Raw genomic sequence first — 24,479 nt, forward strand, 5'->3', positions numbered from 1 at the left:
AGTTGTGCGGTTTTTTTTCCTCGTTATGTTACATAAACTATTACATATCGTTCTGTTTTACCTTCTGATCTTCGTTTCGGTTGATGCTCAGCATTTGCCATCTGAAGAACAGGGCAGTATTGATATATCCGGCACTTCGAATATTAATACATTTTCTTTTTACAGTCAGGTTGACAACAACGATGTCAGCACAATAGAATGTGATACAGATTCAATATCAAGAAATTATCTGATCCATAAATTAGCCCTCAGGCTTTCAGATTTTAAAAATGACAATGCGGCACTAAAGAAAGAATTTCTTAAACTGCTAAAATACAGAGAGTTTCCTTATATCAGAATTACGGTCAGGCAGGTTCAACCGGATCACAGCAAAAACAGCCTGGAAAAACTACCGGTTGAACTGACATTATCAGGAAAGAAAAAACAATTTCTCATCGAATGTGACGTTTTTCAACTGCCGGATGATACCTATATTATTTCGGGTAGACATTGTATTCATTTAAACGACTTCGGGCTTGAACCACCTTCAAAATTTTTTGGATTAGTCAGAGTAAATAACGATGTTTATGTTAATTTTGTAATCAAGACAAACACACCTCAATACTGTTACAATGAAATTCAGCACTAAAACACGATATGGATTAAGGGCAATGATGGAAATCGCGAATGCTGACCAGAAAACCGGGATATTCCAGAAGGATATAGCAGCTAACCAGGATATTTCTTTAAAATACCTTGACCATATCATCCATGCCCTGAAGGTTGCCAATTTAATTACCAATGTACGGGGGAAAAAAAGTGGCTATATTCTTACAAAAGCGCCTTCAAGAATTACCGTCTTTGATATTCACAGCGCTTTTGAACCGGGCATATGTGTTATTGATTGTTTGTCGCGAAATATTAAATGCGAACGCGAAGGCATTTGTGCTGCCAAAGGATTCTGGGGCGGATTAAACAATCATATCGTAACCTATTTCAAATCCATAACGCTGAAATCACTTCTGGCAGATCAACTGAATATGGATGATGATTCAGCTACTGCCTGTTGTTAAATTCGGTTGTTGCCTTATCGAGAAACTCAATAAAACCATCCACATCCAGATCGTAGGCCTTAGGCTTTGCCAACAGGTTTTCATTATTATCCAGAAGGACATAATAGGGTTGTGAATTTACCTTATACCTGCTGATCTGGAAATCAGCATATTTTTTACCAAGTGTTTTCTTTACCTTTCCGTCAAAGGTTGAGGTGACCCAATCGGATTCGGGCAGCTTGGTCTTATCATCCACATATAATGCAACGATCACAAAATCTTCCTTCAGGCGTTTTAGAACTTTCGGATCCGACCACACCCTGTCTTCCATTTCCCTGCAGTTTACACAGCCATGTCCGGTAAAATCGATGAACAAAGGCTTATCTTTCTCCCGGGCACAGGCCAGCGCCTGCTCATAATCAAAATAGCCTTCCAGACCGTGAGGCAGATGTAAGAATTCTGCGTACTTCGGCTTTTCGCATATGGTTTGGGAATCATCTGTTTCTGCTACAGCAACTTTTTCCTGAACAATCCGGGTAAGATCAAAATCATGTGTCGATCTTGGAGGGAGATATCCGGCAAGTGCTTTTAAAGGCGCACCAAACATTCCCGGAATAAGATATACAACAAAGCTGAATGTTACAATAGCCAGAGCCAGACGGGAGACTGTAATATGCTTTACCTCACTGTCGTGTGAAAACTTAAGTTTTCCGAGAAAATAGAATCCGAGTAAGGTAAAGGTTACAATCCAGATGGCCAGGTAAACTTCCCTGTCCAGTATTCCCCAGTGATACGTCTGATCAGCCACACTCAGGAATTTTAATCCCAGCGCCACTTCCACAAATCCCAAAACCACCTTAACGGTATTCAGCCAGCCACCGGATTTTGGCATTTTTTTCAGATACCCCGGAAATAATGCAAAAAAGGTAAAAGGCAATGCAAATGCAAGAGAGAATCCCAGCATTCCGATTATCGGTGTCAGCACTGCACCACCGGCACTGGCAACAAGAATAGCACCTACAATCGGACCGGTACAACTGAATGAGACCAGCACAAGTGTAAACGCCATAAAGAATATGCCCACCAGTCCACCTTTATCCTCATTAGCGGTTGATTTGTTGACAATCCATGATGGCATTGTTATTTCAAAAGCACCAAAAAAGGATGCTGCAAATACCATAAATATAATGAAGAAAAGGATGTTTGGTAACCAGTGTGTACTGAGAAAATTAGCAAAATTGGCTCCAAAAACAAGGGCTACCACTGTTCCGACTACTGTATATATTGCTATAATAGATATGCCATATATCAGTGCATTAAACTTTCCACGTGCTTTGTTTTCACTTCCTTTCAGAAAAAAACTCATGGTCATCGGGATCATGGGAAACACACAGGGCGTAAAAATAGCTGCAAGCCCACCAAGAAATGCCAGGAAAAAGAATCCCCAGAGGCCTGTATTATCGACACTGCCTGTTTGAGTTAAATCAGCTGCCTGACTGTCAGCAGAAACTTTATTATTCGATTCGGGAGCGAGCTGCTCCTGGGCCTCTCCCACTTCATATTCAAAATCATAATCATCCGGAGGAATACAACGTTCATCATCACAGGCCATAAACTCCACATAGCCTTTAATCAGTACGTGATCCGGATCTGTAACTTTATAAGTCTGAATAAAATCCACTTCCCCTTCAAAATACTGCAACTCCATATTAAAGGAGACATCGAATTTATCGATTGGTTTTTTAGAGGTATGTATTTTTCCAACCGGCTCCAGTCCGTAGATGGTGTCAATGTTTAATGAAGTGGCAATCGGACCATTATCGGGTAATTCTGTTGAATATAAATGCCACCCTTCATCGATGCTTGCAGAAAAAATCAGATCGATCTGTGCATTTTGCTTAATATCCGTTGAACTCAGTCTTGATTCCCATTTTACGGGCTTTACAATCTGCGAAAAAACAGAAATGGGGAGAACAATAAATAAAAGTGCAACTGCAAGTGTTTTTCTCATGATTAATAACTATTTTTAAACTTTGAATTGTTAGTTAAACGTAAATTGTAAAAAATATACATAAATAACCATTTTTTTTCGATATGGTTTCTTTTTAAATGTTTTTTAATAAATATCTAGATATTTAGATGCCCGGAAAGCTTTTAAAGATAACACTACTGATTACCTTCCTCTGGATTACAAATGTGACATATGCGAAAGAGATGAAGCACGTTCTTGTGTTGCATTCATACTTTCCCAATCAGGGATGGACAAGGTTGGCCAACGAAGGAATTATGTCAACCTTACACAAGGAAAAGGATTTACCGATTACCGTGGATATCCGGTATCTTGATATGCGAAATGACACCAGTAAGAACCGTTTAAATCAGATAAAGAACGACTTGCGCAGGGAATATCCCGATTCGGAAGATATTGACCTGCTGATTGTTGTAGACGACCTTGCTTTTCAGTTTGTAAATGAAGAAGGGAATGCCTTGTTTCCTGATGTGCCAATCGTTTTCTGCAGTGCCAAAAACTACAGGTCGGTTGATTACGGCGATCGTCCTGTTACCGGTGTTAATGAATCAATTGGTTTTGTTAAAAACATACGATTGGCCAAGCAGCTGCTGCCAAAAACAACAACGGCATTACTTCTTAACTCTGAGAACCTGCCAACCGGTAAAGGACACCTGGCTGAATTTGCAGAATTCCCCGAAGAAGTTGACGGCGTTGAGATCAGGCTTTGGAAAGATCATACGAAATCGTCGTTACTGGATGCTTTGCATGATTTACCGGCAAACTCTGTATTATTTTATGGAATAACCAGTTTTACCGATGACCGTGAACTGGATCTGATCGTTAATCTTCACGATTTCAGTTTTTTTACTGATAATACCGATGCGGCTATCTTTTCACACAATTATGACTTAATCAACAGTGGTATCATGGGAGGCTATACCATTAAAGCAGAAGATATTGGTGAAGAGACCGCTAAAATGGCCATTGAATACCTCAAAGGCAAGCCCATTGACCAGCTTCCGGTAAAACTGGTCACTTCCGATCATCTTACCCTGAACTACAATGCATTGAAGAAGTACAACATCCCCATGAAGAACTTCAACAATAAATCAATACTGGTGAATTACAGCCCCAGTTTCTGGGATCAGCATAAAAATCTTGTCATTTCGATTGTAATAGTCTTTATTATTCAGCTTATCTTCATTATTATCTTGCTTGAACAAAGGCGTGCCCTTCAAAAATCGCACATCGATCTTAAGCTCGCACAAAAAACAGCTGAAGAAAGCGACCAGATGAAAAAAGTTTTTCTGGCAAATATGAACCATGAAATACGGACTCCCCTTAATGCCATAATCGGATTTTCCAACCTGCTTTATGAAGAAAATCTGACTGAAAAAGATAAGAAAAAATACCTCGATCTGATTAACGAGAACTCCGAAAATCTGCTCAATATCGTTGGCGATCTGTTGGACTTGTCAAAAATAGAATCCGGCGGACTTGAACTATACCCCAGAAAAGTAAATGTTAGTCAACTTGTTAAGGAGATTTACGACACGTCCAACATGTTAAAATTTGAGCAGGAAAAAACCGGTCTCAGGATAATCCATGTTGAATCCGATCCCGATGAAAAAGTATCCATTTTTACTGATCCCTACAGGTTGAAACAAATTTTGTACAATCTGGTTATTAATGCTATAAAAAATACGGATGAAGGAAATATTAAGTTAGGATATGAATTAAACGGAAATGAAGTCCGCTTTTTTGTAGAAAATCCGGGATTACACTTAACAGACAAGGAGAAAGAACGCATTTTTGAACCTTTTTATCATCCGTTGAAAGCCTATAATATTTTCAATAACAGTTTAGGTACCACGTTATCACTCATGTACCGGCTGGCTAAACTGCTCAATGGTTCGTTAAGTGTTGATGATAATCCCGGTGACGGCTCAGTTTTTATCCTTTCGCTTCCTTTATCGCAAAACGACTCTAATTAAGCAAATTAATGCAAAATAACAGTCATCTGTCTAATATTGCATCACTGGTTTCAGACTGCATTGCAGTTGGCATTACAACTATCGTTGTATCACCGGGTTCCCGGAATGCTCCGTTAACTATTCTGTTTTCATCTGTAAAAACAATTGATTTACACGTAGTTGTTGATGAACGATCGGCCGGATTTTATGCGCTGGGAATGGCACAACAGCTCAGAAAACCAGTGGCAGTCATCTGTACATCAGGAACTGCAGCACTGAATTATGCACCTTCAATTGCAGAGGCCTTCTACTTACAGGTACCCTTATTGGTCCTTACCGCTGACAGGCCATTAAAATGGCTCCACCATTCTGAAGGGCAACAAATAAACCAAACGGGCATCTATGATAATTTCAGTGCAGCATCGTATACCTATGATACAGAAAAGGACCCCGCTGAATTGAAGATCATCAGCAGAAAGGCTTTTGAGTCCCTGATCGCTTCTTCCCGACCGGTTCATATCAACATTCCAACGGATGAACCTCTGTACCAACTGGAAGGCATTTATCCTGTAGAAACGCAGGTTTCAAACTGGACATCCCCAGAAAAAAGGTATACATTTGAATTGCGTGACGAAGAAAAAGAAGCCTTACAAAAAAACATTCTCATCGCAGTCGGTTGTAAGATGCCGAACCCTGATTTTAGTAGCATAATCAGCAAACTGAGTGAGCATGGCAATGTTGCCGTTATCAGTGAAACCACCTCTAACTTACAGGAAGGTAACATTATTCGCAATCCCGATTTATTGTTTCCTTCACTCGATGAAAATGAGAAAAAAGAACTCAAACCGGATATTTTGATTACGGTTGGAACCCACTTTATTTCAAAACATCTTAAACTATTCCTCCGAAAATATAAACCGGAAGAGCACTGGCATAGTGATGCCAATGGTTTCTTCCCTGATACGTTTCAGGCCCTCACGAAAAGCCTTAAACTTCCGCCTGAGATTGTTCTGGGCAAAATTGAAGCAGAATTAAAAGGTGAAAATGACCTTTATTCGGAATTATGGCAAAATAAGGATAGAATAATTAAGCAGGGCATCCGTGACTTCATCATTCTTCAGCCATGGAGTGAACTGCAGGCTTTTAAGTCAGTATACGATGCCATTCCAACCGGCTCTGTTTTACATCTGGGCAACAGCATGTCCGTCAGATATGCACAGTACCTCGAAGTACGATCCGATCTTGAATACTACTCCAACAGGGGCACAAGTGGTATTGATGGCTCACTATCCACTGCTGTTGGCGCAGCAAAAGCGTCGGAGAAACTGCATGTGTTGATCCTTGGTGATCTGAGCTTCATGTATGATTCCAACGGATTGTGGCAGGAACAACTACCGGACAACCTCAGGATTATTGTTTTGAACAACGGCGGTGGTGGAATATTCCGTTTTATTAACGGTCCCTCCGCCTTTACCGGGTTTGAACGGACCTTTCTGGCCAAACATAGCAGAAACTTTAAACATTTAGCCGCACAGTTTAATGTACCTTATCATCCGGTTCAAAACAAGGCTGAACTAATGGATGCCCTGAAGGGTTTTTACATTACGAAAGGCATTAAGATGATTGAAATTCAAAGCAACGAAGAAGAAAACACAACGATTCTAAAAACATACATTCATAAAATTATAGATTAATTATGGGATACAACTGGAAAACAATCAAAGAATACAAAGACATTAAGTTTGAGTTTTTTGAGGGTATTGCCAAAATAACCATCAACAGACCCGAGGTCAGAAATGCCTTCCGGCCTCAGACGGTAATGGAAATGAGTGATGCGATGGTTATATGTCGTGAAAACCAGGAGATTGGTGTTGTGGTATTAACCGGCGAAGGCGACAAAGCCTTTTGCAGCGGTGGCGATCAGAATGTGAAAGGTAAGGCGGGATATATAGGTGAAGATGGTGTACCGCGCCTGAATGTACTTGACCTGCAGAAACAGATTCGATCCCTGCCCAAACCGGTCATTGCCATGGTAAACGGCTATGCCATTGGAGGTGGTCACGTGCTGCATGTTATCTGCGACATGTCCATTGCCTCTGAAAATGCGATATTCGGACAAACCGGACCCAAAGTAGGAAGCTTTGACGGCGGATTCGGTTCATCGTATCTGGCCCGCATTGTCGGACAGAAAAAGGCACGCGAGATATGGTTCCTTTGTCGCCAGTATTCGGCACAGGAAGCGCTTGATATGGGATTGGTAAATAAGGTGGTTCCTCTTGATAAACTGGAAGATGAAGTGGTTGACTGGGCCAGAACAATTATGATGCGTAGCCCGATGGCCATCAGAATGATTAAAGCCGGTTTAAATGCTGAACTTGACGGTCAGGCAGGGATACAGGAGCTGGCAGGTAATGCCACTTTGCTGTTCTACATGACAGATGAAGCACAGGAAGGGAAAAACGCGTTTCTTGAAAAAAGAGATCCTGATTTCAAAAAATTTCCTAAGTTTCCGTAACCGGAGCTTAAACAAAACAAAAAACGGGTGTCTGAAAGAACTATCAGACACCCGTTTTTTATAAATTTAAATCCTGTAAAGCGTCAAAACCATTATGGTTTATCCTTATTTTCTAATCTTCATGATATCCGGTCACAATGCTTCTGTAATTTCTGAACGGATGTTTACCTACTGAGGCCACATACAGGTGAATAAACAGAAACAGTGAGATAAAAAAGCCAAGAGAGGCATGAAAAATTGCCGTCAGACGGATACCACTGGTTTTCAGCACATTTTCAATTATCACTTCAGGAAACAATAACGAAACACCCGTGATAATTACCAAAGGTACTAAAACATACATTGTCACCACATATGCAACTTTCTGCAAGGGGTTAAACTTCTCAGTTTTACTCACCGGATATGGTTTCGGTTCACCTTTAAAATAACCGCTCAGATAATACTGTGATTGCACCATAAGGCGTTCTATCAGCCCCTTAAACTGTAACTTATAGGCTTTTTTGTTATCTGTAAGTGAGTTCACAATTACAAAAACCAGATAATTTATAAGCGTAATTACACCAAAGAGGTTATGAAAAAATACTGCCGACTGAAAATTAATAATCGGGTAGTTAAGATTTGAATACTGCATACTGATTCCGGTAGCAATGAGCGTAATGATGCTCACCGCATTAATGCCATGCCACACACGTAACCATTTGGGATACAGATATAATTTATGATCACTCATGATTTTACTTTCTAATTATTCGTGCAATAATATGAACCAGAATCCCTGTAATCAACAAACCAAAGATAATGACGCTGGTGTAATTCAGAAAAGGAACCCGGTTCGCACCTATCACATAGGCTTTATTCTCCAGCGATGATCCTAATCCTTTTTCTGATCTCGACTCCATGGTCATATACTTATATAACTTGGCCTGAAGCAAGTTGTCAGAGCTGTGACACTCCACACAATTCTTAATGGCATCTTCCTTGCGAAGAATATTATGCGAAACCATTAAGGTATCCTCTCTGGCTGTATGACACTCCAGACATCTGACATTTTTAAAATGTAAAGATTGGTTCGGCAACCAGTCATGCGCATCAATAATCTTTGGTTTTTCACTTTCGGTATAAATGTGAAATACACTTTCATCGCTATGACACTGCAGACACATGTTATTATCTACAGCGACAATATCCTGAATTGAATAATTCTGCGATGATGCCACCAACTTATTGGTGTGCGGGTCATGACACATTTCACACTTAAAGGCATCCCCAAGTTTTTCGGCATGTATACTCTTACTGGCTTCTTCTGCTATTTCATCAAAATGCAGATGTTCGTATGCCGGGTCTCCGCCATGGCAATCCATACATCCGTATTTGAACTCCAGCTTCAGATCAGCATTATGAGGGTAGGTTGCATAATCAGGTGAATGACAGTCATCGCAGGAGAAAGCACCATGAACCCCATGTTGAAACATGGTTGAATCAATCCTTAAATAAGGATTCATGCGTTTCTTTTCATTGAATCCTGTCATTTCATTGTAAAAGGAATAATAATCCTTACTATGACAGTTTAAACACGTTTTAGATGTCTCTGCCAGCTCCTTTTCCTCCGCTCTGACCGAAAACACAGTCAGAAGTAAACATACCAATCCCGGGAGAATAGCAAGATGCAACCTTCCAAAATATTTCATGCGAATAATGCTTCTACTTTAAATCTACTTTGCTTTGAGTGAACGCAGGTACATAACAACAGCCCAACGATCTTCTTCTTCCGGAATTTTTGATTCAAAATTCGGCATCTCGTCTCTTCCGATAATTGACTGATAATAAATTGTACCATCAGATTCTTTCTGAAACTCTTCAGAAGAAAAATCACCGGGGAAAGCCTCAAGATTACGTGCTTTTGGTCCGTCACCTTTTCCTTCGTTACCATGACATGCACGGCAATGCTTCATGTAATTCATTTTACCATATTTAACGATTGAAGCATCGTCGGCATATGGATTTTTCATGGTTTGATATTTTTCAGGAATATCCCATGCTTTCTTTTCTTTTTTTGCATCCTGTGGTTTAGCGATGAAAGAAGAAAGAATAAAAATTGCGAAAAAAGCCGCAATACCTGCAAATACTAATTTATTTCGTTTCATAATAAAAATAATTTATGTGTATAATTAAAAGCTCCAAAGTCTTGTAATGGTAAATCCGATTCTGAATGAACTAACATTGAATTCATTGTAATTATTAACCATTATATCCTGCGGCAGAACACCACCATACTGCCCTGCATATATCTGAAAGGCATGTGTACTGGTAGCAATCTCAACTCCAACTGCTATATTTGGATTCGTATTATTTCCGTTTTTATTTCTCAGGACGAGTAATCCCAGAGGCTGATCGTAATTAAATATAAAAGATGACTGAGGAGAGAATTTGGCTCGTCCGTTAAAATGAACACCTACCTTATCAAAGTCTGACTTCTCCCTGTCTACCATATTATAATGTGAAAAACTTCCACCTGCCTGTAATGACAGCCAGTCATTAAATTTTCTGCTGATAATGAACTGTGAATAATAGGAAAAACGTCCCATAAAGGAATAATCTTTTCCGAAATAATCGTCTGACTGACCGTTAATTGCTGCGATACCATAAAGTGTCAGCGCAACCGGAAAGGTATTTTTACGGGTTTGTTCAAAAATGGTCCAACGTGCATTAAAATCGTGGGTCATGTTTGATTTTGATAAGCCGTAACCAATTTCCACATTATTTAATATTACATAGTTAAATCCAAGCCGAACATTGGCACCCGGTGCATAAAGACCATAAAGGTCAGAAATGCCATTACCCATTGTGCCGAATTTATGCTGAATAACGTATTCAAGTGTATTTTTATACGGTATATATGTTGTTTGATTATCAATCAGATATCCGCTTTGGAACGGAGGTCTAACTGGCTTATCCTGTTCTTTTTCTTCATCCTGAGCAAAAAATGATAAAGCGCAGAAACAAAAAATAAGTGTAAATACAATTCTATATGGTTTCATCGTCTATCTGTTTTAGTTGTTTTTTGCACCTTGTTCAATCCATGCCAGGATAAGCTTAGCCTGTGCGCTGGTATAATTTGCACCATGACTGTTATCCGGAGCAGGTTTTGTATAAATTCCACTTTCTGCAGGATTTGCCGTATTAACCAGTCCCATTGACATGATACTCTCGTAGGCACTTCCTGCTGTGAGATCCGGCTTTTTCATTGACGGATGACAATTGGTGCAACTCTGTGTCGTAAAAATAGGTTCAATATCTGCTGAAAAACTAACGTTCTCAGGAACATTTCCCGAACCATCATCCTCTACTATATCTGTATATTCGCATGCCACAAAACCTAACATGATTATGAAGCTGAATATGACACTTAATTTTTTCATCCTTTGAATATTAATGTTCTAAAGTTATAGTATCAAATAAAGGCTGCAGGTAGCAGCCTTTATTCAACTTTTATATTATTGTCTTACTGAATTGCAGCCAGTGTATTCTTAAGAACTGCAATAATATATTCAGGATTATGTACACCCATACTGCGATCTTCTTCGATTCCAATATAGTTGTAATAAGCAGCAGCCAATGTGCTTGAATATGTTCCCGGAACCACATGACCTTCGGCATCCAGTACATTATTTGATTCTAATACTGCAGCAATCTCTTCAAGTAATCCTTCAACTTCAGTCTGAACTCCACCGATATCGAATGAAGTAGCATCGGTATGACAGGCTGTACAGTTTGCAACATTCGCACTGAAGGTATGACCACCATGCATTTCACTACCTTCACCTGTTGATTCACCCATGTGACACATTACACAGGCTCCGGCAGAAGCGTGAGTAGAAGTTCCCGGTTCAGGATAACTCTCAGAACCTGAAAATTCAACAGCGCCTAAACCATCAACATATGTAGCCTGTGGTCCGTGGTGAGGTCCCCAATGCGTACTTGAAATTCTGAAAGTCTCATCAGCAAGTGAAGGACCAGCTGTTCTCGGTTGATGACAATTGGCACATAAATTACTTGAAGCTTCAAAATCTACTGTCTCACCATTAATAATAAATGTTACAGGATCTTTGGCTCTTAAGGCAAAATCAGGGCCATCTGTTTCAAAATCAAGTGATTCATGAAAATCATGACATGTTTCACAGGAAATACGGGTTGGAATTGGAATATCAAACGCCGTTGTATCCATTCCGGTATGCAGTGTTTCAATGAAACCTTCGTTTGAATGACACCTTGCACAGGATTTTCTTCCTCCGGCATACGCCACATTGGTACCGGCTCCATGTCCGGAAAGTTCGTATTCCACAGATTTTAATGTCATATTTGCATCATTATGACATTGCTTACACGTTGAGTTGGCATCTACACCATCCATTCCGGCGGGACCTTCACAGCTTATTATCAGAGCAGTAGCCATAATTGCGAATAACCCCTTGACATAAATTAATGTTCTTTTCATTACAGTAGATTTTAATAGTTCTTTCATAGCCTAAAAGTATATAATAGATTAATTCAATAAATTTTTCCGCATTAATCCTTTTCATTTGAAATGTTGATTGTTTTGCTTAATTTGCGCTACAAATATCATAGCATTAATTGATATATATCAATGCATGTTTAGATGTTTATATATGTAAATAATTATATTTTGCCGGGTCAAAAAAATTAAAAAATGCGAGAGGGAAATAACAGAACTTGTCAGCTTTGCACGCATGGCTGGGATAATTTTAAAAATCTCACCACAGAGGAGTTAGAAATAGTTAATGAGCACAGATTTGAAGCAGGTTATCTCGCCGGAGAAATCATTATGAAACAGGGAAGTCCCTGTTCGAATATGATATTTTTAGCAAGTGGTATCGGTAAAGCATATATAGAAGGTATAGACGGCAAACGCATTATCATTGGTTTTCTAAGACCGGGAGACATGCTCGTGGGACCGGGTCTTTATGGTAATAACAGACATAACTATTCCCTTTCGGCGATAACAAACCTGAGGGCTTGTTTTATTGATTCAGCCATCATAAAGGAAATGGTTATCAAGAATGGTAAGTTTGCAGAAGGATTGATAAAAGACATATCTTTTAAAGCAGAAAATACATTCCAGCAGCTTTTAAACCTGACACAAAAAAAGATGCATGGCCGGCTTTCTGATGGTTTATTGTATTTATCCAACGAATTATTTAAATCGGATAACTTCAAATGTATGCTGACCCGGCAGGAGCTTGGTGAGTTTACAAATATGACTAAAGAGAGTGTGGTGAGAATACTAAATGAGTTTGATAAAGAAGGGATATTAAAAGTCAATGGTGACCAGATTCAGATTCTGGACATGGAAAAACTGGAACACATTTCAATTTCAGGTTAATTTCCCGGGTTTTACCTCAGTTTTTTTTATCACGGTATACATTATATTATATAACTGCATCTGTTAATATACAGATGACTGAATTTTTAATCGTTAGAAATGAAGAAATTTTATAATCTGCTTTTTTCTCCCGTCTTAATGGGGATACTTTTGCTTGTTCTGGGCGTGGCTCTTGCTGTAGCAACTTTTATTGAAAATGATTTTGGGGCTGAATTTGCCAGGATGAAGGTTTACAATACCCGCTGGCTGGAGGTACTTTTTCTGCTTTTAGCGATCAATATGACAGGCCGCATTTTCCGGCTTAAGCTTTACAAACCCAAAAAATTTACCATCTTCCTTTTTCATTTTGCTTTTATAGGCATGATAGCCGGAGCGGCTATAACACGTTATTTCGGATACGAAGGAACAATGCACATTCGTGAAGGACAGGCATCTTCGACCATTATCACAGGTGGCATGGTTTTAAAAGTACAAACCGATGATAATAATCCCGTTACGTTCAACACGCGGGAAAAACTTTCTGCCGATGGATCATTTAATGAATCGGTTGACCTTGCAGGTAAACCACTGCATATTACCCTGACCAAACGATATAAAAATGCCTATGAAAAGGCAGCTGAAACTGAAAACGGAGTACCGATTATAGGATTTATTTTGTCAGGGCCGGATATCAGGGGATTTCAGTATCTCGAAAAAAACACTCCTGTGCAACTTGGTAAACTGAATTTTTCTTTTGGAGAAAAAGATCATGCAGATATTGCGTTTAGTTATGATCATGATACCTTATATATAGATGCTGATTCCCCGATAAGTGTCAGTGAGATGGGCAACAAAGCAGAAGTCTATATTACTAACAGTAAGGTACCGTTTGAGGCTAAAAAACTGTACAAAATCAAACAATACAGCCTGGTATTCCAGGAATTTTATCAAAGTGCAAAGGTAGTTCCTGTTGAATCAACGGTTCAGAATCATATGCTGGGTATGCAGGCTATGGAATTCAGGCTTCAATACGGCGAAACAGCAAAAAATGTCATTTTGTGGGACAAAAACTGGAATACTGCTTACGTCAAGTCCAATATTGAAGGCCATAATGTAAATCTTTTCTACGGCAATAACACCATCGATCTTCCGTTCAGCGTTTACTTAAAAGACTTTGCAATAGATCGATACCCCGGATCCATGAGTCCTTCATCCTTTTCAAGTTATGTTACACTTAGGGATAACGGAAATGCACCAATTGATTTTCATATCTACATGAACAACATTTTAAAGTATGAGGGTTTCAGGTTTTACCAGTCATCATATGATGATGATGAACGGGGTACCATCCTATCGGTCAACAGCGACAGATGGGGTACAACGGTAACCTATTTCAGTTATGCAGTATTATTTTTAGGCATGATCTTCTCGTTATTAAATAAAAACTCCTTTTTCAGAAAAACAAAATTAAATGAAAAGCTGCTTGCAGTTACAGCCTTTATCTTCATCTCATTTACTTCGAGCGCCCAGATGCAGGGCGGTAAAATGCCTGACAGCCATCGTCCTATTGATAAAAAGCATGCCGAAAAATTCGGCGAACTGTTGATTCAGAATACCAAAGGCCGAACAGAACCTGTATATACTTTTGCATCTGAGCTGATGCGTAAAATCTCCCGGAAAGAAAATATCATGGGTATGAATCCGGTTCAGCTGTTTATGGAAATGAACATGCAGCCATCACACTGGACCCAGGCACCGCTGATTCGTGTAACGAACGGTGAATTACAGCAATTACTGGGCATGAACGGGAAATACACCTCATATTCCAGTTTTATTGATCCGCAAAAGGGATATGTATTGCGGCCACTCGTACAAAAATCTTTTGAAAAGTCACCCGGCGAAAGAACAAAGCTGGATAAAGCGATTATCAAGACCGATGAAAAAGTGAATATCTGTTATGCCATTTTTTCCGGTCGCTACCTGAAAATGTTTCCTGTTCCTAATTCCAGGGACAGCGTTTCATGGTTTGTTGCTGAAGAAGCGGCACAGAAAGCCACAAATCAGGAAGATTCCCTGTTTCTGAGCAGAATACTAAAAACCTACTACGATGAAGTATTAAACGCAAAAACCACTGGAGATTATTCCTTAGCCAATGAAATGGTAAGTGGGATTAATACGTTTCAGCGTACGCATGCAGGGTACAGCCTACCATCAGACTTTAAGATAAGCGTGGAAATCATGTATTATAAACTCAATCCGTTTAAAATACTGTTTCCGTTTTATGCTACCTTCGGGGTTTTATACTTGTTTTTACTGATTGCTTTTATCGTCAGTGGCAAACAGGTCCCGCGTATAATCCGGTCTTCATTTTTCTATGTCCTGCTGCTGGCTTTTGTGGTCCATGTAATTGCAATCGCTGCAAGGTGGTATATCTCCGGCCATGCTCCAATGAGCAACGGCTATGAGTCAATGATATTTATCTCAGGTGTAACCTTACTTGCCGGTTTCATCTTTAACAAGCTGTCGTCTTTTGCCTTACCTGCCACCGCAGTTCTTGGCGGATTAACGCTTATGGTAGCAAATTTATCGTTTATGGATCCGGTTATAACAAACCTTGTTCCGGTGTTACAATCTTACTGGTTAACGATTCATGTTTCTGTGATCACTGCAAGCTATGGATTTTTGGGTCTTGGTGCGATACTGGGACTGATAAATATGATATTAATGACTTTAAGAACCTCTAAAAACCAGGAACGGATTCTGAATAATCTGCAGTCATTAACCATATTAAATCATAAAACATTGATTGTCGGTCTGTATCTACTGACGATAGGAACATTCCTTGGTGCTGTTTGGGCCAATGAATCGTGGGGACGATACTGGGGATGGGATCCAAAAGAAACCTGGGCATTCATATCCATTCTTGTTTACACTATTGTCACTCATGCCAGACTTATTCCCGGATTGAAAGGGATATTTACCTTTAATGCACTGTCTGTATATGGATTTGCATCCATTCTGATGACCTATTTCGGGGTAAACTATTATCTGTCAGGCTTACATTCCTATGCGGCAGGTGATCCGGTTCCGGTTCCGAATTTTGTGTATTATACGGTGGCAGCTGTTTTGTTACTTACCGTTGCTTCTGCCTATCAGTTTGATAAAATGCAGCAATCCAGGAAGTAAACAACTACAGATTCAGTGGGGTGAAAAGATGGATAGAAATCAAATTCCCAGCTTTATATTGCAGGGATCGCAAAACCGGATTGTTTTCTGATCAATATCTTCTACATAAGTACTTGACTGCATTACACAGCCCGGAGTATGGCAATGAATCAAACCGAATTCATGTCCCAGTTCATGTATGACCTCTTTCTTAAACCGGTTCAGCAACAATTCATGATCCGGCTTTAAGCCATAGCGTTCGTTGTATAACCGGTATGTTGAAGATATACCAGTTGTTCCGTTCAGATAAGCCTGTCCGAAAATGTAGGTAAGTATAGGGATAAAAAGATCCACCTGGAACAAGCCAATTACTTTATGGTCTTCTGGCAGGCGCAGGGCATCAACCTTTTTTAATAACAAATCACCGTTGTACTGTCTTCGTGCCGGATCATAGTATTCGATCAATTCTATTGTTGCGTTCCGGATTGAAACTTCCCTGTAGAATGCCTTCCTTATGGCATCTGCTACCAGGTTGATAAATTTCGGATCGAAATTACCGCATGAAATAAGCGTAATATTTTGTGGCGAATAGACCAAGCCCGTTATTTTTTGACCTGCTTCAGATTGTATTTTTTAATCTTATTATATAAGGTAACGCGGTCAATTTTAAGTGCCCTGGCTGTTTGTGAAATATTCCAGTCGTATCTTTCAAGAATTTGTACTATGTGTTTCTTTTCATTTTCATCCAGGCTCTCAGCACCGCTCACTTCAACCTCGCTCCCTACCGGAAGGTCTTTTACGCGAATCTCTTTCCCGTTTCCGATTACGATAGCTCTTTCAATCATATTCTCCAGTTCACGCACGTTACCCGGAAATTCAAAGCTTTCAAGACGTTTAATAGCGGCAGTCTCTATTTTTATGGCATCACGGCTCATGGACGAACAGTACTTTTTAATAAAATAGTTAACCAGTAACGGAATATCTTCTGTTCGTTCTCTGAGCGGCGGTACGTTAATATTAACCACATTCAGACGGTAATACAGGTCCTCGCGGAAAGTTCCCATTTCAACCATTTTCTTCAGATCCTTGTTGGTAGCACATATCACCCTGAAATCGGATTCGATCTCCTTATTTCCACCAACCCTTACAAAACGTTTGGATTCCAGAACCCGGAGCAGTTCAATTTGCATTTTCAGCGGAATTGTAGCGATCTCATCCAGAAATATGGTCCCGTTATCGGCCATTTCAAAGCGCCCTTTCCTGTTATACATTGCACCGGTGAATGCACCTTTTTCATGACCGAAAAGCTCGCTTTCAAGCAAAGACTCTGATAAAGCCCCGCAATGTACGCTTACCAGCGGAAAGTACTTTCTGGGTGAATTAAAATGGATTGCCCTGGCGATCAACTCCTTGCCCGTACCACTTTCACCTGTAATGATGACGGATGAAGTAGACTGGGCAACACTTTCCACCTCCCGGAGTACCTTTTTCATCGCCTCACTGTTGCCAATAAGATCTTCAACATTCTCAAGTGATATTACCCTTTCCTTAAGGGACTCATTCTCCTCTGACAGTTTAATCTGCCTGGATACATTATTTATCAAATGGGATAATTCATCCGGATCAAACGGTTTTGTGACATAGTCGTACGCACCATCCTTAAGAGCCTGTACTGCAGTTGTTACGGTAGCAAAAGCAGTCATCATGATAACGATGGATTTGCTGTTTAGCGATTTTATCCGTTTCAGCATTTCCATCCCGTCCATTCCCGGCATTTTGATATCTGCTAAAACAATATCATAGGGATGAGACTCAAGGATTGAAAGCGCATTCCGGGCGTCGGGTGCACATGCAACCTCATAACCATCTTCAATAAACCAGTTATAAAGTGAATCCCGAACGGATTCCTCATCGTCAACAATCAGAATTGAAATTTTCTGGTCCATAAATTTTAATTATTGGTTCATTAATGAAAACTTTATGCTTACCCGTGTTCCCTTGCCAACAGTTGAGGTAATACCTATTTCCCCGTTATGATTCTGGATGATACCATGAACAATGGCCAGCCCCAGTCCTATCCCGCTGGTTTGATGTTTCGTTGAAAAGAAGGGTTCAAAAACATGCTTCAGATTATCTTCAGAAATACCACTTCCGTTATCACTGATTTCGAGACGAATGCTGTGGTCATCTTCATTTCTTGTTTCCATTACAATTTCGCCACTATCCGTTATGGCTTCAGTAGCATTTACCAGAATCGCAATAAATGCCTGCTTTAATTGTGCAGCATTACACGATATGAGATCTTCTGTTGCTTCGTAATTTGTTATTAATCTGATATTTGCAATCTTAATTGAATGAAGCACGATGTTCGTTGTCTCCTTTAAAATATGGTGCAGGTGTTTGCCTGCAAAATTATCCTGATCTTTTCTGGAAAAATCCAGCAGTCCCTTCACAATATCGCCGCACCGTACAATCTCATTCTCAACAAACTGTAAATGCTTCAGCAAACTCTGTCGCTTTTCAGTTGAAAAATCCTCTTTACGTAGCTGGCGTGATACCAGTTTTGTATAGACCAGCATACCTGAAAGCGGATTGTTTAATTCATGGGCAACCGAAGCGGATAACTTACCCAGGGATGCAATACGTTCAATATGGATCATTTCATTCTGAGCGGCGCTTAACTCCTCGGATTTCTTTTGAACCTTATACTCCAGCTGTTTCGACCAGTTTTCAAGTTCTGTATTGGCAGCCTGCAACTTATCAAGCATGTTGTTAAATGCACTTGAAACCATGTGAATATCACCAAGTTGATTTGGTTTTAAGGTCAGACGAATAGAATTGTCCCCATTGGCCACTGCCTCACTGGCCCTGGTGAGTTCATTCAGAGGCTTTCGGATATTTTTACCGGTAAAGAAAACCAGGATGGTTATGAGCAAAAACGTTGTAACCAATGCCATGGCAAAGAAATCGGTTGAAGATTTCATCACTGCTTTGTCCAGATCGTCAAGCGGAGCTTTAATAATAAGTGAACCCAATACCTTTTCATCCGGTCCGTGTGCATGGCAGGAAGCTGTATAGCACGACGGCTGATTAAGAATGGGTGACCGGATCATCAGGTGTCTGTGGTTATTGTCATTATCGGTCATTGTACAACCACTTTTCATATCAATAATCCGATAGGCTTTTTCCGCCGGGGGAAACATCTCGGACAGGTTGCCGTGACACTTTATGCAGTCGGGATCGCTGTGCTTATGATCATCGGAAGAAAAAGAAGTATATATCAGCTGATTATCGCTGTTATACATGTTCACTTCGTCAATTCCTGACATGGTATTGATAAGATCCAGTGTATTCTGCAGTTCTGTCTTGTCGTTTTCAAGCATAGAAGTATACAAGGCACCTTCTACAATCGATCCTACATTATTCCCGTTCTGACGGATAACCGTTCGCAGATATTCACCATACACTGCCCTGAAAATCAGGCTAAATGAAAGAAACAATATCAGCGATGAGAAGACAATAATTAAAATAACCCGGCCATAAATGGATGACCGGATTTTAATATAGCTTTCAAATAGTGGTCTTATAAATTTAGTCTTTATCCTTTGCAGCATATGCGTGATTTCTGGCTTTAATAAAGCGCAAACAAGTTACAAAACATCATCAGAATAAAAAACAGATTTCATACAATCATGATGTTTTGTTTAAAAATTCATCCTGAAAACTGTGCCACAACGCAGGAGGCATATCAGACAAGGTAAACTCTGTCAGCTCTCCTCCATCCTGCATTACGGGCCATGGTTCATTCACTTCAGCACCTTTCAGACTTGTAATCATGAATTCTTTCAACCGCTCTGTTTCTGACTTTAACCAATCCATCGCCTTTCTCCCCAAATAGAACGACTGTGTTTCGAGTTTCCAGTTTTCAGGCTCAATTTTTATTAACCAACCGGAGCCATACGGATCAGCAGTAAGCGAATGAAATGCTTCATGCAGTACTTCATTATTTCCCACTACATCTCCTGTAACAGGAGAATAAATCTTAAGATGTTTATCATCTACATTTAATTTTGCCAGCAACTCCCCTTTTTTAATTTTTTCACCCTGAGTCTTCATATATTCTATCTGCACATTGCCCACCATATGTGTTATCAAATGGTCAATCCCGATTTTAGCCGTTCCGGTCTGCTCAAGAAAAGCCCAGGTATGATTTCTGTTGACAAAAAACCCTCCGGGAATAACCGGTAAAACATTTTTAACCATAGCTTTTACTTTAGCGGTCTCTTCTTTTACTTTAATCTTTTTATTCAACACCAGCCAGAACGGAATCAGAAGAGCAAAAAAGATGATGGTAATGATATATTCAAATCCCTTGGTTTCAAATATATTATGATATGTAAATTCATTCATTGTTTATAAAATTAAGTTATTATATCAGATCATTTGATTTGCGTAATACAGGCATTCTTCTTACGATCCACCGGAATACCCAGATTTCAATAAAAATAATTGTAAGGGTGACGGTAACTTCCTGCCATGATGGGATATAGTGCGGTGTTTCATACCATTTAAACCCTATCAATGAAACATTCAGGCGATTCAGAAGGATACCTACAAGGGTCATCAATGATGCAATTTTAACCAGTGTTACATTTTGCTTTCTGTAACTCAGAAAGAACAACACCATCGGAATAAATACAAAACCAATCATTTCAAGAAGATACCAGTAACCATACCCGGTATTCAGATAGGTCCAGTTCTCTTCGTGTACGAAAACGATAACGGACATAAAGAGATAAGCAAAGAGTGCTACGGTACATATTTTGGCAAGACCGATAAGTATTTTGTGATAGGATTTGTGGAAATTCTCATCCAGTTGATTTGAAAAGACCTTGTGACTGATTGATCCTTCAAAAACGATAAGAGAAAAACCGGCAAAAATACTTGAGATCACAAACATGAGAGGCAGATACGGATTGTACCATAAGGGATGAATCTTTTCTTTGGCCATTAAAAACAGTGCACCTATACCGCTCTGGTGTAACACAGAAAGCGTAATACCAAAAATGACTGCGCCAAGTGTTAGTGCCGACAATATTCGATGTGCTTTTTTGGCATTGAGCCATTCTGCTATTGCCGGTGAAAATTCCAGCAACAAGGCCAGCATATAAAGCAAAAAATGCCATCCCACCAGGAATAATACGGAGCTTACACCAAAATTATTTCCGATAATCACATTTACAATATGTAACGGCCTTCCCAAATCGAGCAGCAATGCGCACGAATAAAAGAAGTAGGCCAGAAATCCATTCAGAACGGTTACTCTCATTATGGGTTTATACAATTTCAGATTCAGAATATGCACCATAAAAACCAGCACATAAGCTCCACCTGCAAAAGCAACGCCTGTAACAACATCAAAGGCAATCCATAATCCCCAGGGAAATTCCTGCGACAGATTTGTAACAGAGCCTAAACCTTCGGTAAACCGTATAAAAATAAGGTAAAGACCCACTAAAATTACGGGTACGCTGATGACGTTAAACGGGGTGAAAATCTTTCCTTTGGGCTTCAGTTCGCTTAAAATGAACCTGAATCTGTTTTGTGTTTTCTGAACTGTCAGTGGAGCATCTGAGGTCGTTATATTTAACATTGATTATTCCTCCTTATTATTTTGGTTTCTGAATTTTACTGCTTCATGAATGCCTATGAGTAACCCCGGTAATAAAATATCAACAGGCGCAATAGACGATATAAATCCCTTTGTAAGTGCCGGATAGGAACTTTTCTGAAGATTTGTTTTCAGTCCAAGCTCCTCAAATGGTACCGGTGATATATAAAGCCATCCGGTTCCACCGGCTTCGTGTTCTCCATAAATCTGATCAATATAAACATCAGGATTTTCAGCAATTCGTTTATGTGCTTCAGATAAGAGTTCTCTTCGCGTTCCGTATTTCAGGGCATCATAAGGACAATTATACACACAGTTAGGCACTTCTCCCTGTTCTATCAGTTCATAGCACATGGTGCATTTCTGAATGACAGGATTAGTGCTTTTATATTCAAATTTTGGCATATCAAACGGACAGGATACCATACAGTACCTGCATCCCATGCATTTATCGCCCCGCCAGATGACCGGTCCAACTTCAGTTTTATGCATTGCCTCAGTTAAACAGGCTGTACAGCAGGCGGGATCATTACAGTTCATGCACTGCGTACGGACAAACATTTTTCCTTTAGAGGTTTGTTTTGCATTTACGACGGTACGTTGTATTTCGCTTGTTTTCCGGACGACGCCCAGTTCAGCACCATCCTCAGGATAAGGCAACCCGTTTGCATCCGCACAGTCAATTTCACAACCACAACATCCCTTACACCGTGAAATATCATATAGAATACCGTGTAATTCTGTCGTTTCACCGGGTTTTGTATTTGCAACCAGCTTTTCACCTGTGGTAACGGCGACACCTGTTACACCCAATACTTTTAAGAAATTTCTTCGATTTAAATTCATAACGTAGTTAATTAGATTATTTTTAACCGATGATCTGCTACCTGTCTAAAAACTGACTCTGAAACTCTTCCCATATATCAGGGCTCATTTTACTCAGAGTATTTTCATTCAACTCACCACCGTCCTGTAAGACTACAGTATTCAACCCTGTATCAATCCTTGACAGTGCTGTTGTTATAAAGTCTTTAAACCGGGTATATTCCTGTGAAATCCATTTTTTATACTTAAACGCACTGTTCAGATAGATCCGTTCAATATTCCAGTTATCCGGTGTAATCTGGTATATCCACCCTTCATCATAGGGCACTTTATTCAGTTTTGTTGCATCATAAATTAATTCCTCATTCAGGGCCTGCACTATACCGGAAACCGGAGCGTTTATTTTAATTTGCTTTCCTTCCTGAACAATGGTCAGCATATGCTCTCCCTTGGTTACTTTTTCTCCTTCGCTTTTTAATACCACACGTGTGTATGGACCTGAAATCTGAGCCAGAAAGTCGTCAATACCAATTCTTACATTTCCGTTTTTCTCCATGAAAGCCCAGGTGTGCGTTTTATCGAAATACATACCCTGTGGAATTCCCATGTTTGCTACATCAAGTGGTTTCGGCTGATCCGGAACATCTGTGGTATTTCTTTTCTGCCTTCTTCCTGAACGAATCCACAATTCAAATCCAACGATTAAGAGTAAAACTGCTAATCCAATAAAAACAATATATCGAGCTAAAAACGGTTTAGGTTCAACGATTACAGGTGTCTGAAGCGGTTCATTGAGCTGAGCTGTTTTAGATGGAATTTCAGAATAAACCAACTCCTGAAGCCCGTAATCCGGTAACAAAGGCTGCCCCTCGGTAATAACCCATTTTACAAAACCAATTTCCGATACCTGCTGCGGCTGTTTCATCGATGCCAGGTAAACATTGGAATACATGTTCCTGGGATATTTACCAATCCAGACGCCCCGATTGAAGGAAGCTTTATTCTGATAAATATTTTCTGTCTGATCTATGATTCCATTTCCGTTCCTATCAATAGGCAGAATCTGAACATCTCCTTTGAACGGTTCCTGTTCAGTTTCGATATCGGACAAAAGACATAAAGCAATGGCAGTTTTATTGGTCTTTAATTTATGCTGTATTTCATTCCCATCCGGAACTACCTGCACAGACAAGTCTGCCTGGTTCGTATTCACCAGTTCAGCCAGACATTTTTCAACAATGGAATTATTTTCCACGTAAACCAGAATGTCAGCACTAAATGATTCACCCAACAGATGCTTCCAGTTTCTATGCTCTGGATTTTGTAATACCCTGGACAACTCATCGATAGTTACACCCTGCTGAATGATCTCCTTATAAAACGGATTATCCCTGTTGATCAATGGAACAACAACGGATCTCCCGACAACCATCTTCCAGTTATCCTGAAAACTTCCTTTGCTGAGGTCTTTATCACTTAGCAGAATCAAATCGTTTTCTTTCAGCTCCCCGGATTTTTCAGAATACGGTTTTGCGGTGACTGACACATCTCCATTGGCGGCATTAAAGGAATCAGACAGATTCAATGCCAGTGACTCTAGTTCTGAGGAATACAACACAGAAACTTTTAGTGCATCTTCTACAGTTACATTTGCATGCAACAGATTACCAAAAAGTAATCCACTGAAAAGAAGCACGACCGGTATTAACATTTTTGTTTTCATTACAGAGTGATTTTATGTTTTACTATATGATGTCCGTTTTAATCTTCCGAACAATTTCACACCTAGTTAATCAACTATAATGCCAATCTTTATAACTATCTCATATTCTTTACTTTACATCATACTTGACGAATATTTAATCAGTGTAATGTGTTGTATTTTTAAACACCCAATTATCATTTTGA

At 39.7% G+C, this 24,479-nt stretch carries 21 protein-coding genes; 7 read left to right on the forward strand and 14 right to left on the reverse strand.

Features of this window, described 5'->3' with window-relative positions; genetic code table 11:
- Window positions 1-25: 25 nt before the first annotated feature.
- Together ACE1EF_RS04410 and ACE1EF_RS04415 are read left to right on the forward strand one after the other, a co-directional pair.
- Entirely contained in the window at window positions 26-628 is a 603-nt protein-coding gene (locus ACE1EF_RS04410; RefSeq protein WP_375719407.1) for a hypothetical protein, read from the forward strand.
- Window positions 612-1,052 (forward strand): RrF2 family transcriptional regulator, encoded by a 441-nt coding sequence (locus tag ACE1EF_RS04415; RefSeq protein ID WP_375719408.1) that lies wholly within the window; start codon window positions 612-614, stop codon window positions 1,050-1,052. Before ACE1EF_RS04410 ends, ACE1EF_RS04415 begins: the two co-directional genes overlap by 17 nt.
- On the opposite strand, the gene ACE1EF_RS04420 is transcribed toward ACE1EF_RS04415, so the two are convergent.
- Window positions 1,036-3,042: a protein-disulfide reductase DsbD family protein gene (locus tag ACE1EF_RS04420; protein ID WP_375719409.1), complete on the reverse strand. Its 2,007-nt coding sequence runs from the start codon at window positions 3,040-3,042 to the stop codon at window positions 1,036-1,038. The two genes, ACE1EF_RS04415 and ACE1EF_RS04420, sit on opposite strands and share 17 nt — an antisense overlap.
- 128 nt (window positions 3,043-3,170) lie before the next feature.
- On the opposite strand from ACE1EF_RS04420, the gene ACE1EF_RS04425 reads away from it, so the two are divergent.
- The 3 genes from ACE1EF_RS04425 to menB are packed head-to-tail and all read left to right on the forward strand — an operon-like array spanning window position 3,171 to window position 7,530.
- A complete protein-coding gene (locus ACE1EF_RS04425) occupies window positions 3,171-5,036 on the forward strand; it encodes a sensor histidine kinase (RefSeq protein WP_375719410.1) in 1,866 nt (621 codons plus the stop codon).
- Window positions 5,037-5,044: 8 nt separating this feature from the next.
- Complete coding sequence (gene menD, locus ACE1EF_RS04430) at window positions 5,045-6,709, forward strand: 2-succinyl-5-enolpyruvyl-6-hydroxy-3-cyclohexene-1-carboxylic-acid synthase (protein ID WP_375719411.1); 1,665 nt, start codon at window positions 5,045-5,047, stop codon at window positions 6,707-6,709.
- Window positions 6,710-6,711: 2 nt separating this feature from the next.
- Window positions 6,712-7,530: a 1,4-dihydroxy-2-naphthoyl-CoA synthase gene (menB, locus tag ACE1EF_RS04435; RefSeq protein ID WP_375719412.1), complete on the forward strand. Its 819-nt coding sequence runs from the start codon at window positions 6,712-6,714 to the stop codon at window positions 7,528-7,530.
- A 112-nt stretch (window positions 7,531-7,642) separates the two neighbouring features.
- On the opposite strand, the gene ACE1EF_RS04440 is transcribed toward menB, so the two are convergent.
- From ACE1EF_RS04440 to ACE1EF_RS04465, 6 genes are all read right to left on the reverse strand, one after another.
- Window positions 7,643-8,260: a cytochrome b/b6 domain-containing protein gene (locus ACE1EF_RS04440; RefSeq protein WP_375719413.1), complete on the reverse strand. Its 618-nt coding sequence runs from the start codon at window positions 8,258-8,260 to the stop codon at window positions 7,643-7,645.
- A gap of 4 nt (window positions 8,261-8,264) precedes the next feature.
- Entirely contained in the window at window positions 8,265-9,218 is a 954-nt protein-coding gene (locus tag ACE1EF_RS04445; RefSeq protein WP_375719414.1) for a hypothetical protein, read from the reverse strand.
- Window positions 9,219-9,242: 24 nt separating this feature from the next.
- Window positions 9,243-9,674 (reverse strand): c-type cytochrome, encoded by a 432-nt coding sequence (locus tag ACE1EF_RS04450; protein WP_375719415.1) that lies wholly within the window; start codon window positions 9,672-9,674, stop codon window positions 9,243-9,245.
- Between the two features lie 24 nt (window positions 9,675-9,698).
- On the reverse strand, window positions 9,699-10,568 hold the full coding sequence (locus tag ACE1EF_RS04455) for a DUF5777 family beta-barrel protein (RefSeq protein ID WP_375719416.1): 870 nt from the start codon (window positions 10,566-10,568) through the stop codon (window positions 9,699-9,701).
- A 12-nt stretch (window positions 10,569-10,580) separates the two neighbouring features.
- Window positions 10,581-10,949 carry a hypothetical protein gene (locus ACE1EF_RS04460; protein WP_375719417.1) on the reverse strand — a complete coding sequence of 123 codons (369 nt, stop codon included), beginning with the start codon at window positions 10,947-10,949 and terminating at the stop codon, window positions 10,581-10,583.
- 83 nt (window positions 10,950-11,032) lie between these two features.
- A complete protein-coding gene (locus tag ACE1EF_RS04465) occupies window positions 11,033-12,025 on the reverse strand; it encodes a hypothetical protein (protein WP_375719418.1) in 993 nt (330 codons plus the stop codon).
- Between the two features lie 213 nt (window positions 12,026-12,238).
- Between ACE1EF_RS04465 and ACE1EF_RS04470 the strand changes: the two genes are divergently transcribed.
- Together ACE1EF_RS04470 and ccsB are read left to right on the forward strand one after the other, a co-directional pair.
- Window positions 12,239-12,931 (forward strand): Crp/Fnr family transcriptional regulator, encoded by a 693-nt coding sequence (locus ACE1EF_RS04470; protein WP_375719419.1) that lies wholly within the window; start codon window positions 12,239-12,241, stop codon window positions 12,929-12,931.
- A gap of 99 nt (window positions 12,932-13,030) precedes the next feature.
- Window positions 13,031-16,096 (forward strand): c-type cytochrome biogenesis protein CcsB, encoded by a 3,066-nt coding sequence (gene ccsB, locus ACE1EF_RS04475; RefSeq protein ID WP_375719420.1) that lies wholly within the window; start codon window positions 13,031-13,033, stop codon window positions 16,094-16,096.
- A 39-nt stretch (window positions 16,097-16,135) separates the two neighbouring features.
- Here ccsB and ACE1EF_RS04480 read toward each other — a convergent pair whose 3' ends face one another.
- The 7 genes from ACE1EF_RS04480 to ACE1EF_RS04510 form a co-directional block, all read right to left on the reverse strand.
- Window positions 16,136-16,672 carry an archaemetzincin family Zn-dependent metalloprotease gene (locus ACE1EF_RS04480; RefSeq protein ID WP_375719421.1) on the reverse strand — a complete coding sequence of 179 codons (537 nt, stop codon included), beginning with the start codon at window positions 16,670-16,672 and terminating at the stop codon, window positions 16,136-16,138.
- A 5-nt stretch (window positions 16,673-16,677) separates the two neighbouring features.
- Entirely contained in the window at window positions 16,678-18,021 is a 1,344-nt protein-coding gene (locus ACE1EF_RS04485; RefSeq protein ID WP_375719422.1) for a sigma-54-dependent transcriptional regulator, read from the reverse strand.
- A gap of 9 nt (window positions 18,022-18,030) precedes the next feature.
- A complete protein-coding gene (locus ACE1EF_RS04490; protein WP_375719423.1) occupies window positions 18,031-19,689 on the reverse strand; it encodes a sensor histidine kinase in 1,659 nt (552 codons plus the stop codon).
- A gap of 76 nt (window positions 19,690-19,765) precedes the next feature.
- Window positions 19,766-20,485, reverse strand: a complete 720-nt coding sequence (locus ACE1EF_RS04495; protein ID WP_375719424.1) for a glycine cleavage system protein H — start codon at window positions 20,483-20,485, stop codon at window positions 19,766-19,768.
- Window positions 20,486-20,504: 19 nt separating this feature from the next.
- Window positions 20,505-21,728: an NrfD/PsrC family molybdoenzyme membrane anchor subunit gene (gene nrfD, locus ACE1EF_RS04500; protein ID WP_375719425.1), complete on the reverse strand. Its 1,224-nt coding sequence runs from the start codon at window positions 21,726-21,728 to the stop codon at window positions 20,505-20,507.
- Between the two features lie 3 nt (window positions 21,729-21,731).
- The gene (locus ACE1EF_RS04505) at window positions 21,732-22,592 is read right to left on the reverse strand and encodes a 4Fe-4S dicluster domain-containing protein (RefSeq protein WP_375719426.1); all 861 of its coding nucleotides are present in this window, start codon (window positions 22,590-22,592) and stop codon (window positions 21,732-21,734) included.
- Between the two features lie 37 nt (window positions 22,593-22,629).
- Window positions 22,630-24,294 carry a hypothetical protein gene (locus ACE1EF_RS04510; protein ID WP_375719427.1) on the reverse strand — a complete coding sequence of 555 codons (1,665 nt, stop codon included), beginning with the start codon at window positions 24,292-24,294 and terminating at the stop codon, window positions 22,630-22,632.
- Window positions 24,295-24,479: the final 185 nt, after the last annotated feature.

The sequence above is a fragment of the Quyinboa sediminis genome, assembly GCF_042219855.1.
GTDB lineage: Bacteria > Bacteroidota > Bacteroidia > Bacteroidales > UBA5342 > JBHJHP01.